Source organism: Photobacterium sp. DNB22_13_2 (genome assembly GCF_052873915.1).
Window position 1 is genome coordinate 1 of record NZ_JBNNXU010000009.1, and the last position, 15,313, is coordinate 15,313.

Annotated in this window: 11 protein-coding genes; 2 read left to right on the forward strand and 9 right to left on the reverse strand. The window is 51.0% G+C overall.

Features of this window, described 5'->3' with window-relative positions; translation table 11 throughout:
* Both ACVA58_RS14420 and ACVA58_RS14425 read left to right on the forward strand, forming a co-directional pair.
* A partial coding sequence (locus tag ACVA58_RS14420; protein ID WP_446511139.1) for a condensation domain-containing protein occupies positions 1-1,700 on the forward strand: 1,700 nt, incomplete at its 5' end.
* Positions 1,701-1,788: 88 nt separating this feature from the next.
* The gene (locus ACVA58_RS14425; RefSeq protein WP_446511140.1) at positions 1,789-2,625 is read left to right on the forward strand and encodes a glycosyltransferase; all 837 of its coding nucleotides are present in this window, start codon (positions 1,789-1,791) and stop codon (positions 2,623-2,625) included.
* 166 nt (positions 2,626-2,791) lie between these two features.
* Here ACVA58_RS14425 and ACVA58_RS14430 read toward each other — a convergent pair whose 3' ends face one another.
* From ACVA58_RS14430 to ACVA58_RS14470, 9 genes are read right to left on the reverse strand one after another with little or no spacing between them, the layout of a single operon-like run.
* Entirely contained in the window at positions 2,792-4,204 is a 1,413-nt protein-coding gene (locus ACVA58_RS14430) for a phosphoglucomutase/phosphomannomutase family protein (protein ID WP_446511141.1), read from the reverse strand.
* Between the two features lie 56 nt (positions 4,205-4,260).
* A complete protein-coding gene (locus ACVA58_RS14435) occupies positions 4,261-6,666 on the reverse strand; it encodes a GH36-type glycosyl hydrolase domain-containing protein (protein WP_446511142.1) in 2,406 nt (801 codons plus the stop codon).
* A gap of 39 nt (positions 6,667-6,705) precedes the next feature.
* The gene (locus ACVA58_RS14440) at positions 6,706-8,637 is read right to left on the reverse strand and encodes a beta-N-acetylhexosaminidase (protein WP_446511143.1); all 1,932 of its coding nucleotides are present in this window, start codon (positions 8,635-8,637) and stop codon (positions 6,706-6,708) included.
* Positions 8,638-8,644: 7 nt separating this feature from the next.
* On the reverse strand, positions 8,645-9,520 hold the full coding sequence (locus ACVA58_RS14445; protein ID WP_446511260.1) for a BadF/BadG/BcrA/BcrD ATPase family protein: 876 nt from the start codon (positions 9,518-9,520) through the stop codon (positions 8,645-8,647).
* A 4-nt stretch (positions 9,521-9,524) separates the two neighbouring features.
* The gene (locus ACVA58_RS14450) at positions 9,525-11,258 is read right to left on the reverse strand and encodes a glycoside hydrolase family 9 protein (RefSeq protein WP_446511144.1); all 1,734 of its coding nucleotides are present in this window, start codon (positions 11,256-11,258) and stop codon (positions 9,525-9,527) included.
* A gap of 10 nt (positions 11,259-11,268) precedes the next feature.
* A complete protein-coding gene (locus ACVA58_RS14455; protein ID WP_446511145.1) occupies positions 11,269-12,264 on the reverse strand; it encodes an ABC transporter ATP-binding protein in 996 nt (331 codons plus the stop codon).
* 22 nt (positions 12,265-12,286) lie between these two features.
* The gene (locus tag ACVA58_RS14460) at positions 12,287-13,258 is read right to left on the reverse strand and encodes an ABC transporter ATP-binding protein (protein WP_446511146.1); all 972 of its coding nucleotides are present in this window, start codon (positions 13,256-13,258) and stop codon (positions 12,287-12,289) included.
* Positions 13,258-14,280 (reverse strand): ABC transporter permease, encoded by a 1,023-nt coding sequence (locus ACVA58_RS14465; protein WP_446511147.1) that lies wholly within the window; start codon positions 14,278-14,280, stop codon positions 13,258-13,260. Before ACVA58_RS14465 ends, ACVA58_RS14460 begins: the two co-directional genes overlap by 1 nt.
* A 2-nt stretch (positions 14,281-14,282) precedes the next feature.
* Positions 14,283-15,269 carry an ABC transporter permease gene (locus ACVA58_RS14470; RefSeq protein WP_446511148.1) on the reverse strand — a complete coding sequence of 329 codons (987 nt, stop codon included), beginning with the start codon at positions 15,267-15,269 and terminating at the stop codon, positions 14,283-14,285.
* Positions 15,270-15,313 lie beyond the last annotated feature (44 nt).

A 15,313-nucleotide genomic window follows, 5' to 3' on the forward strand; every position in this document is an offset into this window, starting at 1 on the left:
AGCCGGAATGGGTCAATGCGGCGCAGTATGTCGCCCCGCGCAATGCGCAGGAGCAGCAGCTGTGTACCCTGTGGCAAGACGTGCTTGGGTTGGAGCGGGTCGGCATCGAAGATAATTTCTTTACTATTGGGGGGGATTCGATCATCAGCCTTGCCTTACTGTTTAAGATGAAGCAGTCCGGTTTTTCGGTCTCCCCCCAAGATATACAGCGTTATCCGACGGTTGAGTTGCTTGTCGAGTCGCTGCGTCTAGCGTCTGTCGAGAATAAGCGTTCAGCGATGAGGAAGAGATATACGCTGAGTCAATCTGAGCCGGTCACTGGTGATGTGCCGCTAACACCAATCATTCATTGGTTGCTTCGGCGTGGTGAGGAAATTACCCACTGGAATGTTTACGAACTATGGACCGTAGACAGTGAGAAAATTAGCGCGGAGGATGTTGCCGCGGCCTATGCTGCCTTGACTCTGCAGCATGATATTTTACGCCAGCGATTATTCCTTGATGGTGAACACTACCGTCAGACCATCGTTGATCCAGAAACCTTTTTGCACGACAACCCTGTGGTTGTTATGGATTTAGGTGAAAGTGTGACTGACATGGATCTTGTTGGGATTTTGCGCGAGAAACTTGCGACTATCGATTTGGCACAGGCACCAATTAAAATTTATTACCTCCGTTTGCCGGGGAATGAAGCGCGGATTTTCTATCTACTCCACCATATTATCTTTGACGGTTATTCGCGGTATTTGCTACAGCAGGATTTCATGGATTTCTTGCAACAACGCCTTAATGGCGAGCCGATGCGCTATCCGTACAAAACCGGTTCGGTGAAAGAGTGGGCTGAAGCATTGACAGTTTTTGCCAACCAGTTGTCAGGTCATGAACGTGAGTATTGGCTTACGCTTCCGTGGCAGAACTATAAGCCGATGCCGAGGCATTACGCGGCTGGGGCCAACGACATTGCTCATACCCTGATGTTGGAGCAGGTGATAAGTGTGGAATTGAGTCAAGTGTTGTTAACTCGGCTTAAGACGTTTAGCGCGATTCCGGAAAATCATATCCATATTGCTTGTATCGCATTGGCTTACCGAGACTGGAGCGGACATGATGTATTTGTCACTGAGAACGCGATGTCGGCTCGCTCCTTGCCATATATTGATCTGGATTTATCGAGAACTGTGGGTTGGTTGCTGGACCCTAGCTATATAGTGATTGATCTTGCGTCTCTACCGGAAGATAACTGGCAAGCGATAGAACAGATCCATCAGCAGATCTGTGCAGCGCCGTATGGCGGGATGGCTTATGGAGCACTGCGTTATATGCATGAAGACTTACAGTTGCGTCAGGCCATGTCTCGGCTTCCCCACCCGGAGTTCTTGTTTAATTATCAGGTGTCGTTGCAAAGAGGAAGTGATTTGTCGCCACAGCCCCTATTGCCTGTGGCACAACAGCTTGTAAATAGCCGGGAAGACCTATCGCCGGCCACGGGGGGAAGCGCAACCTCGAAGATGTATGAACATCCTGACTTAGATCGGAATGTGCTGATCTACGCCGAGGCAACAGTCAATGAAGAGCAGTGTATTGTTGGTCGGTTCCAGATTAATACCAATATACATAAGGTGCAGCAAGTTGAGCCGTTTCTCTCTGCATATACACGTAGGCTGTCGGCACTGGCTGAATATATTGTAGGCTGTGAGTAGTACTGTCGTAGCGGCCATGGATAGGCCGTTAGTATTGAGTATTCGAGATTGGGCCATAGCCTGCTATGGCTTCTTATGGTGATAAAAGATGAAGAATGGAATATCCGTAGTTGTTCCTACTTATAATCGTGAGCAGTTGCTTGATATGACGCTCAGTTCGTTGAGCCAGCAGTCGCTGGAACGAGAGCGATTTGAAGTTATTATTGTTGATGATGGCTCTCAGGATGGGACCCAGTCGATTGTTGAAAAATACACTGCAGAGATGACGGTGAAGTACTTTTACCAAGAAGACCTCGGATTCCGGGTGGCTAAAGCCCGCAACATAGGGATTCTGCATGCTGATTTTGATCATGTGCTGTTTTTCGACTCGGGAATGCTGGCCTCCAGCTTGCTGCTGGAAAAGCATTTAGCCCAGCAGGACGAGCAACCGAGTGATGTGCTGGTTGGGTTGTCATATGGGTTCGATGAGTTCGAGTCTCTGGAGCATGATATAGTGAAACAGCCTCTAAGTGGCGAGGAGATCGAGCCGCTCTTTGAGAGCCTGAAAGCCCAGCCGGAGCTCAAGGATTGTCGCGAGTCATTATTGGCTCAGTATGAGTTCGACCTTGGCAAAACGACCAATCCTTGGGTGATATTTTGGACTTGCCATGCTTTGGTGAAAACGGAATCGTTGCGTGAAGTCGGTGGTTTTGACGAAGCATTCACTTCGTGGGGAGGCGAGGATGCCGAGCTGGCATTGCGGCTGTTTAAAAGCAACGCAAGTTTTGCCCTATACCGGGATTATGATGCCTTACATTTGCCCCATGAAAAATATGCGAGTGCTTGCCGGCAGTCTTCAAAGGAAAACTGCCATTATATCTACCAGAAGCACCAATGTGAGCAGGCCAAAGCGCTGACTCTATTGAGTTGGGAGCAGATCTTGTAGCCTCGGTAGGCAGTAGGTAAAGAAAAAGGGTAGCGAAGCTACCCTTGCCGCGAAGGCTATAAGCCTGCGAAATGTAACAGCTATGCGCGTGTTACTTTAGGACTCAACGTGTATCCTCAGTGCTAGCCAAGGCAGTGGTATGGCTAGCGCTGAGAAAGAGGGAAACTTACAAGTTCAAGAATGATTTCAACTGTCGGACTACTTTCTCCGCCTGTTCGCGATTCTCCATTTCAGCAAATAGTCGCAACAGAGGCTCTGTGCCCGAGAAGCGGGCTAATGCCCAGCCGCCATTTTTGAAGTATACCTTGGCACCGTCAGCATAGCTGACACGTTCAATATCCCATTCAAAATCAGGCAGCTCTTTGTTGATGTATATCCTATCGTAAAGGCGCTGACGGTCAGCAGGGCGGAAAGTACAGTCACCTTCCGCGGTATACGCATAACCGTATTTGCCATAGATCTCATCGAGCATTTCTGACAATTTTTTGCCCGTAACGCTGATCATTTCTACCAGCAAGCTGGACGCAAAAACCCCATCCTTGCCTTTGATATGACCGCGTATCGTCAGGCCGCCCGAGCTTTCCCCACCGATCAATGAGTCATCGGCTTCCATCTGCGAGCTGATATGCTTGAAACCGACCGGGACTTCAAAGCTTTTCTCTCCATGATCTGCAGCGACTTTGTCGAGTAGGTGGGTGGTGGCAATATTGCGTACCACGGAGCCTGTCCACCCCTTGTATTCAAGCAGGTAATAATAGAGCAGCAATAGGACTTCGTTAGGGTGGATGAAGTTGCCTTTTTCGTCGATGATCCCTAGTCGGTCGGCATCGCCGTCGGTACCGATACCAATGTCGTAACCCTCATGGGCAACAAGGTGCTTTAAGCGGTACAGGGTGGCCGCATTGGGGGATGGCATCAAACCGCCAAACGCTGGATTTTGGCCGTCATTGATCACGTCGACATCGCAGCGCCCGGTAATTAAGACGGTTTGCAGGGCGTTCTTCGCCACACCAAACATCGGGTCGATCAGAACGCGCAGGTTGGCTTTTTTGATCGCGTCAATATCAATGAAATCGATGATGGAGTCGACAAAGTCGTTCATCGGATTGATCAAGGTGATCAGTTGGTCGTCAAGTGCTTGCTCGAAGTCAACCGCACGGACATCGGCTGCCGTCAGCTTGGCCACCTGCTGTTCAATTTTGGCGGTGATGACCTCATCGGCATCACGCCCCCCTTCGATAAATACCTTGATACCGTTGTAGTCAGCCGGGTTATGTGAGGCGGTAATACAGGCGGAATATGTCGCCCCGGTTTTCATTGCTTGGAACATGACGATCGGGGTCGGAACGAACTTGTTGATAAAGCTGACCTTGATGCCGTTAGCTGCGAGTACCTCGGCAAACCAAGCGGCCGCTTTATCTGATAGAAAGCGGCGGTCATAACCAATAACAAAGCCGTTTTCAGTGACTTGCTCGGATATCATGATATTGGCTAGCCCTTGGGCGGCCAAGCGGACGTTATCTTTGGTGAACTCTTCCCCTATCAGGGCGCGCCAGCCACCGGTTCCAAACTGGATCATAATGGAACTCCTATTATCTCGTAGATAGACGGGGCACAAACTGCGCCCCAAACTCATTAGCCCATAACCACAGTCACAGTGTTAATGCTGCCTGCAGGTTGAACAGGGATTGTCCCTTCAATGGTTTCGCCGTTGAGGCTAATTGACTGAACGCCTTTGCTTACGCCGTTCGGGTTTTCGACGTTGATCTGGTACGTTGCTCCTCGCCATTCTCGCGTGACTTCAAAACCAGGCCAGTTAGTTGGGATACAAGGGTTTACCGTCAATCCAGCAAAGCCTGCTTGTACGCCTAGAATGAAGTTGGTCACTGCAAAGTAAGCCCAGCCGGATGTTCCTGTCAGCCATGGGTGATTGGCACGACCATGATCTTGGTGATCACGTCCCATGATGAACTGCACGTAGGAGTAGGGTTCGGCAATGCGTTTTTCGATAATGTCATTTTGGTTGTATGGATTAAGGGCATCGTAGAATTTCATAGCCTGATCACCGCGGCCTAGCTTGGCTTCCGCGACCCAAGCCCAAGGATTAGGGTGAGAGAAAATAGCCCCGTTTTCTTTTACGCCCTGATAAACACGGGTTACAAAGCCAATATCATCATTCGGGGTTGCAAAAGAAGGTGCATTCAGGTGAAGGCCGTATTCAGAGAATAAGTTCTCGTCCACAGCATCCATCGCTTGTTCACCGCGCTCTTGGGATGCCAAACCAGACAATACCGCGAGGGTATTGGACTCAAGGTGGATACGTCCTTCGGTTTGCTGGGCAGTGCCTATCTTTTCGCCATTTTTGGTCAGGCCACGGATGTACCAGCCACCTTCGTCATCCCAAAGGTGCTGTTCACACGCTTCTCGGACATTGGCTGCCATTTCGGTATATGTCTCAACATCTTTGCTTTTGCCAAGATATTTTGCCAACTCGATGAACTCTTCGAGTGCCCAGAAGTGAAGGAAGGAGACCATTGCTGACTCGCCGCCGCCAAGGTTTAAACAGTCATTCCAGTCAGCTCGTAGACCTTTACAGATGCCAGTTTGACCAACGTATTCTGCTGAGAAGTTGAGGGCCGCTTTTAAATGTTCATAAACAGTTGCATCACCACCATCGGCATAGGGGATCACCTCATCAAAGAAGCTTTCTTCACCGGTCTCCATCACGTATTTACAAATGGTTGGGATCAGCCATAGGTGATCGTCAGAACAGGTATCTTCGATACCATGGATCTTGTCTTCGTCACTCGGTGTTGGGACGACTGTTGGGGACTTGGATGGTTCGACGTCGGCTTTTTCTGGATCGAACCAGTCTGGATCAAATAGATGTAAGCCATAACCGGCTTTTACTTGGCCGCGTAGCAGGTCAACGAGGCGCTTGCGGGTCATAGCCGCGTTAGAATGTGGAACCGAAATGGCGTCCTGTGCGGTGTCGCGGTATCCCAAACCGGTACGGCCACCGACTTCAATGAACGAGGCAAAGCGTGACCAGACTACACAGGTTTCTGCTTGGTATAGAGTCCAAGCGTTGATCATGGTGTCTAGGCCTTCATTCGGCGACTTAACCTGGAACTTGGCGCAGCGTTCATCCCAATGGGCTTTGATCCCCGCGAAAGCGGCATCGACTTCTTCAAGGTTTTGATATTTTTCTCTTAGGCGCTCTCCGTTACCTTTGCCGATCCCTAGGATGTAAGCAAAGCGTACTTCTTCACCTGGTTGAATGGTGAATTGCTTATGCAAAGAGCCACAGTGGTTGTAACACGTTTGCGCGGTGTTGAAACACTTACCTTGCTCAACGGCAAGTGGGTTTGCTTCATCACGGTAGGCACCAAGGAAGCTATCACGTTGACCGTCGTATGAGTCTGGATTAAACGTAGAAGCTAGGTAGTAGAAACCTTCGAAATCATTGGTGTTGTAGTAAAGATCGTATTCGATCACGCCATCTTTGTAAGATGTCCCCGCAGAGTACAAAGACATCTGGTGGTTTTGGTTGTCAGATTGAATGTGGCTGAATGAGAACTCAACAAAAGAGAAAGCACTTATAGTACGTGGCTTATCTGACGTGTTCTTGATCACGACATCCCAAACTTCTGCATCTTCACCTTTGGGTACAAACAGAGTTTTTGTTGCTTCGATGCCGTTGTAGTCACACTTAAATTTAGAGTAAGACAGACCATGGCGAACTTCGTAGTTGGCTTCATCTAGGCTTTTAGCCACTGGTTGCCAGGAGATAGACCAATAGTCCCCGGTTTCATCATCACGCAAGTAGACGTAGTGGCCCGGGCGGTCGAAGGTGGCATTCGGGCGGAACTTGGTCACCCGGTTGTGCTCTGGCGAGTTATAGAAAGAGTAGCCGCCTGCGTTATGTGAGATAACGGTACAGAACTTTTCGGTTCCCAAGTAGTTGGTCCAAGGTGCGGGCACATCGGGGCGAGTGATCACATACTCTCTATTGTCGTTATCAAAAAAGCCGTATTTCATGGTGGTTTAATCCTTTTATTGTAATCGTTGTCCTGCGCCTTACTCGCAGCGACGGTAATTGATGCCTACTTTGTCCAAATAAGCGAACTGGCCAGTGAGGCGGGCCGTAAAATCGGTCCAGCTGCGATTTTCAGGGGCTGTCCAAGCGACCTCTGCAATGGCGAGCAAGCGTGGGTAGAGCATGTATTCGAGTCGGCTCTGGCTATTGACTAACTCACACCACAGGGCGCACTGGATCCCCCTGACGTGGTGGTGGGCAGGATCGTCGGCCGGTAGTTCGGCCAAGGGGTGGTACTGGTAGACTTGCTCCAAAGGAAGCTTACCCGCCCAATCGACACCTGCTTCATCGGCAGATTCACCTTGTGCTAAGTCGAGATAGGTTGCCTGAGCGGGTTGCATAATGACGTCATAGCCAGCTTGAGCACATTTCAGTCCAGCGTCTTCGCTCTGCCAGGAGAAAATGATGGTGTCCTTGCTGACTTTGTCACCCTCGGTTGCTTCTTCCCAGCCCATCATCCGTTTGCCTTTGTTGCTAAGGTGCTTTTCGACAAAACGTAATAAATGGCCCTGAAGTTCCTTGGGATCCTCATAACCATGCTTTTCCATTAGAGCATGGCAAGCGGGGCTATCGGCCCATACGCCCGAAGGTACTTCATCGGCACCGATATGGAGGTATGGGGCAGGGAAAAGATCACTGATTTCATCCAGGACATTGGTGATAAAGGTATAGGTGCCTTCCAGGGCTGGCGACAGGATATTGTCGTTGTAGCCTTGGATACTGCGGTAAACCGATTTGTCATCGGGATCGGTCAGTAGGGCCGGTAACGACTTGATGGCCGCTCGGCTATGCCCCGGTATATCTATTTCAGGGACCACCATGATGCCGCGGTCGGCAGCATAACGGATGATCTCGCGAGCATCTTGTTTGCTGTAGTAGCCGCCATAGCGTTGACCAATGGTGGTAAATTGCGGTTGGATCGGCTCATTGGGCCCCCGCCAGGCGCCCGTTTGAGTTAATTCCGGGTAGGCATCTATCTCAATCCGCCAGCCCTCATCATCCGTAAGGTGCCAATGGAAGACGTTGAATTTGAAACGCGCTAGCTGATCGAGTAAAAACTTGATCCGCTCGACGGGATGAAAGTGACGAGCGCAATCAAGCATCATGCCACGGTGGGCAAAATACGGAGCGTCACAGATCTCTACCATGGGGATACGATAGGCAGTGTCTGCCTGGTGGCAAGGGGATGAAGGCAGCAATTGCAACAAGGAAGCGGTGGCATGGCTAAAGCCGCTTTCGGTACTGGCCATGAGCCAAATATCGTCTTGCTCAACCAATAGTTGATAGGCGCTGTTCGCGAGGTGTTCGCGGTATTGGTAATGGATGCAACCTGCGGCGTGAACTGCCATCTTTTCATTAAGCAGGTTTTCAAGCTCTGTGCTTATCCAACGGCTGCTCCCCTCTGCAAGAGGTGTGTCAACCTCAATCGCGGTGTGCTGAGAGAGGGTAAAGTAGCTCCCCAGTGGTTTGAGGTGCTGTGGGGCTGGAATAATATTGATTTCCGCTGCGGTCTCAAGCGCTGTGGTATGACGCTTGAGTTGAGGATGTTGCAAGCCAAAAGCGGTGATCTCGACGGGCAGCGGATTAATCAACGACGTCGGTTTGCCGCTGCTGATAAAGGCATCTATGATCCCGTCGTCCAATAGACTGAAAGGTTTGGTACCAACGGTAAACTCGGTATAGAAGTGACCATTTGGTTTTAGTGCTTCTTTGCGGCCGGAAGTTAAAATATTGTAGCTTCCAGTTTGTTCCAGCTCGCCATGAGTCAAGCTGGATGAGTCAATCCAGCGGCCAAACGTAAAATGCAGTGACCACTGAGCCAGCGGTTTATCCGATAAGTTGTGCAACGTCAGGGCCAAGCGGGACTGATCTTGCTGCTGTTCTATGACGACAAAATCTAGACGAAAACTCATAGCAACCTCACAAAGGGTAAAGGTTGTGGTTAGCGCGGGCCATTGCCAGCGCACCATCCATAGCATCACCTTGAGGGGCGGTGATGCGCTGCTGCAAAGGTGGAATCAACCAAGGCTTGATCCGCTCGGCAATGCTGCCCATCAGGCAGATTTGTTCGGCCCCACGGTTGACGAGGGCCATCATCCACATTTCAATGTCGGCTGCCGTTTGATTGAGAAGTTCTATACCGAGTGCATCCCCCTGGTAGGCGTGGGAGAAAATCGCGGGTGAAAATTGTCCGTAATCGCAAGGGCGTGCCGTTTTTGACCAGCTGACGATTGCATCGATATCTTGATCGAAATGGTCAATGACATGTTCAGCCAGCGGAGTCATTGGACAGATCCCATCATGTGCCAGTAGAGCCTTCTGGATAAGGCGAAGCCCCATCACGGCACCCCCACCTTGATCTGAAATGGGAAACTCGCGGCCGCCGACCACATGTTGCTCATTGTTTTTAAGCAGGATCCCGCATGAACCCGTACCGGCGATGAGAATGGCACCGTCTTTTCCCCCCCAAGCACCAAGGCAGGCCCCGTAGGCATCGGTATTGAGGGTAACTGTCGCAAACGGATGCGGTTGGGACATGAACTCATACCAAGCCGACTGCTGTTCGGCACCGGCAAGTGCTAGGCCAACAGACATTGATGAGTAACTGTCTGTGTTCAGCCCGGCCGTAGCTGCGGCAGTGGCAATGGCATCGACGATAGAGGCCATGGCGAGTTTGGCACCAAGCATGATATTGGCGCTGCCCGTTTTGGCCTCGCCCAATACATGGCCGTCGCTGTCTGTGATCCGAGCACGGCAAGAGGTACCCCCACCGTCGACCCCGACAAAATAGCGAATTGGATCAGTCATTGTGTCGCTCCTTATATTGCAGCGTTACGGCCAACAAATACCAAGCTGCATGGGGGATCCATTGCTCTCCCCAGCGCCAGTTTTGCAAGATGTCCTGATGTTGAGCGGCCGGGTTAAAGGCGATGTCATGTTCGTTGTCGAATCCCGAAGTGATACCGTTGCAAACCCCACCACGGGCATTGAAGAAGCCCAGCTCCGGCAGATAGTCCGGGTTGTTGCGGCCATGACCATCAAGCATCGAGATATCAAAAGGATTTAAGCCCAGCAGCCAATCCAGCAGTTGCTGACCATAGGCTTTTAATTGTGGCCGCAGTGGCTGGCATGCGGAGTTGCCCGAAGCGAGGAATGCCATGCAGGCAAGGGAAGCCAAGCGAGCATTTTCACCTTGCCACCAATAGCCTGTCTCGTTGTGGTGAGGGATGAAAAATGCCGACGCTTTCTTGCCATCCAGAGGTTTGGTGTACTGTCGCGGATAGCCGAAGGGATTGGCGACTTCATGGGTAATATTTAGCTCGAAGGCGACGGCATTTGCGACGACATTGCTCAATGCTTGTTGGCGTTCTGCTTCCGGTTCAACCGCTAAGTAGTGGAGCAGGCTGATGACCGGCAACCCGGCTTCAGCTGCGTGAAAGTAGGGACGAGAGCCATCACTGTTGGCGGACCAATAATGATTCTGCTGCGAATCGCTGTGTTGACGTTGGGCCAGCTTGCCGGCCCATAGGCGAGCTTGCTCGAGGAAGTCGCCATTGTCGGTGGCACGGAATAACTCTACTGCTGCCAGCAGAGCACAATACTCATCGATGATATTTTCACAGCCGTCATCGAGGTATTGCTGGTTGCATTCGATTAGGTGCCAATAGCCTTGTTCGGCTGCCGCGAGGTAACGGGCGCTGTTAACCGCAGGATACTCAATTTGTGATGCGGCAGGGCCTCGTAGGATCCGGCTAGCAGCGGCTAGAGCGGCTATGGCTATGCCTGCTCCTTGGCGGAAGCCTGCTTGGTAGTCATCCGTTTTGTCACCGCTTTGGTGGGCATAGCTGCAAATCTCACGTTGGTCGGTTTGCTTGCTCCATTTATCGAATACCGTGGTATAGAAGAAGCCTCGCTCAGACTGCATATTTAACAGGAAATCGGCGCCATGTAGGGCTTCTTCAAGTAGACGAACGCGGCTGAAAGCGGCAAATGCTGGTTCCTCGGACAAGGTGTCGAAGGCGGTCAGCATATTCCAGACCACCATAGGGATTTGCTGGGGGTTAAAATAGTTGCTGAAAGATAGGTGGCTGAGGTACTTGCTAACATCGCCTGAAGCATCATACCAGCCACCACGGACATCGACCCGGGTGTCGGTGCCCAGTACCGGAATCGCTTGGTCAGCAAGGTCAAACTTACCGCCACAGCGTTGGGATTTAAAATAGTGCAGGACATCGCTGAAGGTGCGAGTCATCAATAGCCCCTCGGCGATAGCAAATGGTTCTGACAAGGTTTCACCGACACGCAGTTGGTATTCCCCGCACTCGGTGAGTGCGGAAAAATCGATTGTGTAGGTGAGCCCTGTATGCCATTGATCGGCCGGACCACAGGCCTCAAGAGGCAGCTGCATAATAGGCTGATGGTTGCGACGACATAACAGCTCGGCATGCAAGACATCAACCTCTGATGCCGATTGGATAACCGCCTGCTTGTGGCCATATTGCTCGTAGCCTAAATGATTAATTAACAGCTGCATGTTTCCTCCATCAATTCTCGTACAGGTAACAACGTACGAAGTGGTTGTCGGAGAGTTGGGTGATCCCTGGTAGCTGTTCGCGGCACTTGTCTGTTGCATGTGTGCAGCGGCCAGCAAATGGGCAGCCAAGACTCTCTGGTGTCCATAGAGGAATTTCCCCTTTGTTGCCTTTAAGCTTTTCGTGGATCGATTTCTTCGGATCCGGTACAGCGGATACCAACAGTTGGGTATAGGGGTGCTGCGGGTCGTGGATGATTTCTTCTGTGTCTCCCCACTCGACCATATGACCGACATACATGACGGCAAGATCTTCAGCGATATAGCGGGCTGTAGCGATATCGTGGGTGATATACAGCAGTGCCATCTCACGTTCGAATTTCATTTCTTCCATCAGGTTGAGGACACCGGCGCGGATAGAGACATCCAGCATGGATGTCGGCTCGTCAGCCAGTACAACTTCGGCGCCGACGGCAATATTCCTTGCTAGGTTAACGCGCTGGCGTTGACCTCCGGAAAGCTGGTGTGGGTACTTCGCCGCCGTCTCCTTTGGTGGGATCAGACCGACCTGTTCGAGCAGATCGTAGACCCTTTCTTCCAGCTCCTTCTTGTTACCTTTACTGACCTTGTTATGGATCAGAAGAGGACGGGCAACATGATGGAAAATAGTATGTGTAGGGTTCAACGAGCCGAACGGGTCCTGCCATACCATCTGGATCCCTTGGCGGTACTGCATGAGATCGGCTTTTTTCTCGATGGTGGCAATATCGCGTCCGTAGTACTCGATTTTACCGCCTGTCGGGGGGTACATCTTGGCTATCATCTTGGCCGTGGTCGACTTGCCCGAGCCGGATTCTCCGACGACGGCCAGACCACGGCTTTTGTACATTTTGAATGACACGTCGTTGATGGCACGCATCATGGATTTTTTCAGTGAGTTGCTGTTAACCGAGAAGTCCTTGATCAGGTTCTTCCCTTCAATAATTGGTTGTCCGATTGGCTTGCTCATAATGCTTCCTATTCCTTAATCTCTAACTGCTTTTGTTAAATAGGTGGCAGTTACTAAAACGGCTGGGTTCCAGTTGGCGGAGCTGAGTCGGTTGACTGAAACAGGCATCATGGGCCTTGTTACAGCGGGCCTGAAAGCGACACCCAGTCGGAACTTCCAATAAGTTGAGCGGGTTGCCTGGGATCCCCTTCAGGCGGGGCTTGGGTCCGGTTAGTGGGGGGAAAGAGCTCCCCAGTCCTTCGGTATAGGGATGGAAAGGGTCTTCGAGGATCTGCTTAGATGGCGCGACCTCGACTAACTCACCGGAATACATGATGCCGATACGATCGGAGAACTCGACCATCAGTGATAGATCATGGGTAATGAACAGAATGGAAAAGCCGAACTCTTCCTTCAGGGCGTAGATCTTCTGCAGGATCTCACGCTGTACCACCACATCGAGGGCCGTGGTCGGCTCATCCATGATGATCATCTTCGGGTTCAGGGCCAGCGCGATGGCGATGACCAGGCGTTGGCGCATACCACCGGAGAACTGGTGCGGGAAATCACGCAGTCGACTTGGGTGGATGTCGACTATTTCCAATAGACCCTCTGCTCGGCGAACTGCCTGCTGACGGGTCATAGCGGTATGACGCATGATCACATCGCAGAATTGCTCTTCCAGTGTCAGAACCGGGTTCAGGGCGTTCATCGCACTCTGGAACACCATCGAGATCTCACTCCAGCGGAATGCGGACATCTGTGCTTCGTTGAATTTCAAGATGTCACCATGGCCATCGAAGATAACCTCACCGCCGGTAATGAAAGCTGGTGGCTTGTGCAGGCGCATCAAGGAGAAGGCGACGGTGGATTTTCCACAGCCAGATTCGCCTGCCAGGCCAAATATTTCGCCTTTACCAATATCAAAGCTGACGTCGTTTACCGCACGTACATCACCGGCGTCTGTAATGTAGTCAACACACAGGTTGCGGATAGAAATTTGTGGATTGCTCATTATTTCTCTCCCCCTTCAAGGGCTGGCTGAGTCGCGATAGTTGCTTCAGCTTTCTGGTTTTCTTTTGCCATATTTTTCCAACGGCGCATGCCTTTGTGAGAACGCAGCTGCGGGTTGGCGATCTCATCAACGGCGAAGTTCAGCATCGACAGACCGATAGCAATGAATGTCAGGGCGATACACGGAGCCAATAGCTCCCACCAAGCGCCGACTAGCATGGATGACGAAGCTTGTACGTTGTAGAGCATGGTGCCCCAGCTAATGGAGTTAGGGTTACCCAAGCCAAGGAAGGACAATGTGGCTTCCATCATAATGGCGAGCATTACCGAGCCGATAAAACTTGCACCGACAATGGAAATTAGGTTCGGAAGAATTTCTACAAAGATGATACGGGCTGAAGATTCACCCAGCACTTCTGCGGCTTTGACGAATTCTTTTTCACGCAAGGAGAGCGTCTGCGCCCTGACTACACGGGCACCCCATGCCCATGAGGTCATCCCGATCACTATGGCGATAGTCAGAGGACCGGCTTGGCCAATAAAGGCGGCAATCACGAACAGCAATGGTAGCTGGGGTATCACCAACATGATGTTCATGGCTGCCGACAGGATGTCATCGACCCGGCCGCCGAAGTAACCGGCTGATACCCCAATGACCGTTGCCAAAAAGCACACCATAATACCGGCACCGAAACCAACGGCGAGTGAGATACGGGCGCCGTAAACCACCTGTGACCAAACATCACGGCCCAAACGGGTTGTTCCGAGGATATGGTCCGCATCCTTTGACATACGCAGAGTACGTTTGTTGTCAGCCAGATTTGTGGCGACCCAGCCGTCCGGGTTATTTTGGGCTGCCTTTACGACGAAAGCAGGGTATTCGTGCGGATTTCCGATGCGCTTGTCCGGTGCATGCTTAGTGATGACTGGGGCAAATATCGCTCCCAAGAGGAAGGTGGCGATAACGATCAGACCAAATAGGGCCTTGGTATTGCTGGAAAGTAGCTTGATAAGTCCTTTCATGATTATTTGCCTCCCTTACGCAGGCGCGGATCTAGAGCAACAATAAGAATGTCGGCCATGAAGTTGAAGAACAGCATGAACATGGTCATGATCAGCAGTTGGCCTTGTAGTACTTGATAGTCACGTTGATTAATGGCGTTGAGCAATACGGTACCAAGGCCTGGGTAGTTGAAGATCATTTCGATGATCAGCTGGCCACCAATGGCCATACCGATAGCCATAGACAGGGCGGTAACACTTGGCAGCATGGCGTTACGAGCGGCGTACTTGAATACTATGCGGTTTTCACTTAGGCCCTTGCCTTTTGCCATTGTGATATAGTCTTCATTTAGCAGATTGATCATGTTGTTACGCATATTGATCAGGAAGCCGCCAATCTGGATGATAGTGGCACAGAACAATGGCAGCACGGCGTGATAACCCACATCCAGATAGAAGTCCAAGCTTGTCCAGTCAGGCGTAGTACCTGGGGTATAGGCGTAAGTCGACGGGAACCATTTGGTCCCGATAGCAAAGGTGTAGAGTACCAACATGGCAACGACCACCGGTGGCACAGCCTGTACAACCAACATACCCGGTGAAATAAAGGCATCGTATTTACTGCCACGTTTCCAGGCTGCAAAAATCCCCAATGTCGAGCCCATGCAGAAAGCCAAGATCACAGCGGTACCTGCTAGGAAGAGTGACCAGCCAACGGCATTGCCCAATACTTCGTTAACGGTTTGTGGGTAGGTCTGTATTGATATCCCTAGGTCCCACGACAAGATACCTTTGACATAGATAAAGTATTGCTGGTACATCGGGCCGTCGACAAAGCCCAATAGTTCTTTCATGGCGGCAATACGTTCAGGAGTCACTTGCACTGCCGCATTGGCAAACATCATGGTGACCGGATCTCCGGGCATCGCCCGGGGAATGATAAAGTTAATCGTTATTGCGAACAGGAGCGCAATAAAATAAAAGCTAAGTCTGCGTACAAAAAATCCCATAACTCACACCTTAAAATATCCAGTTACTGAAACCAGATTTCAGA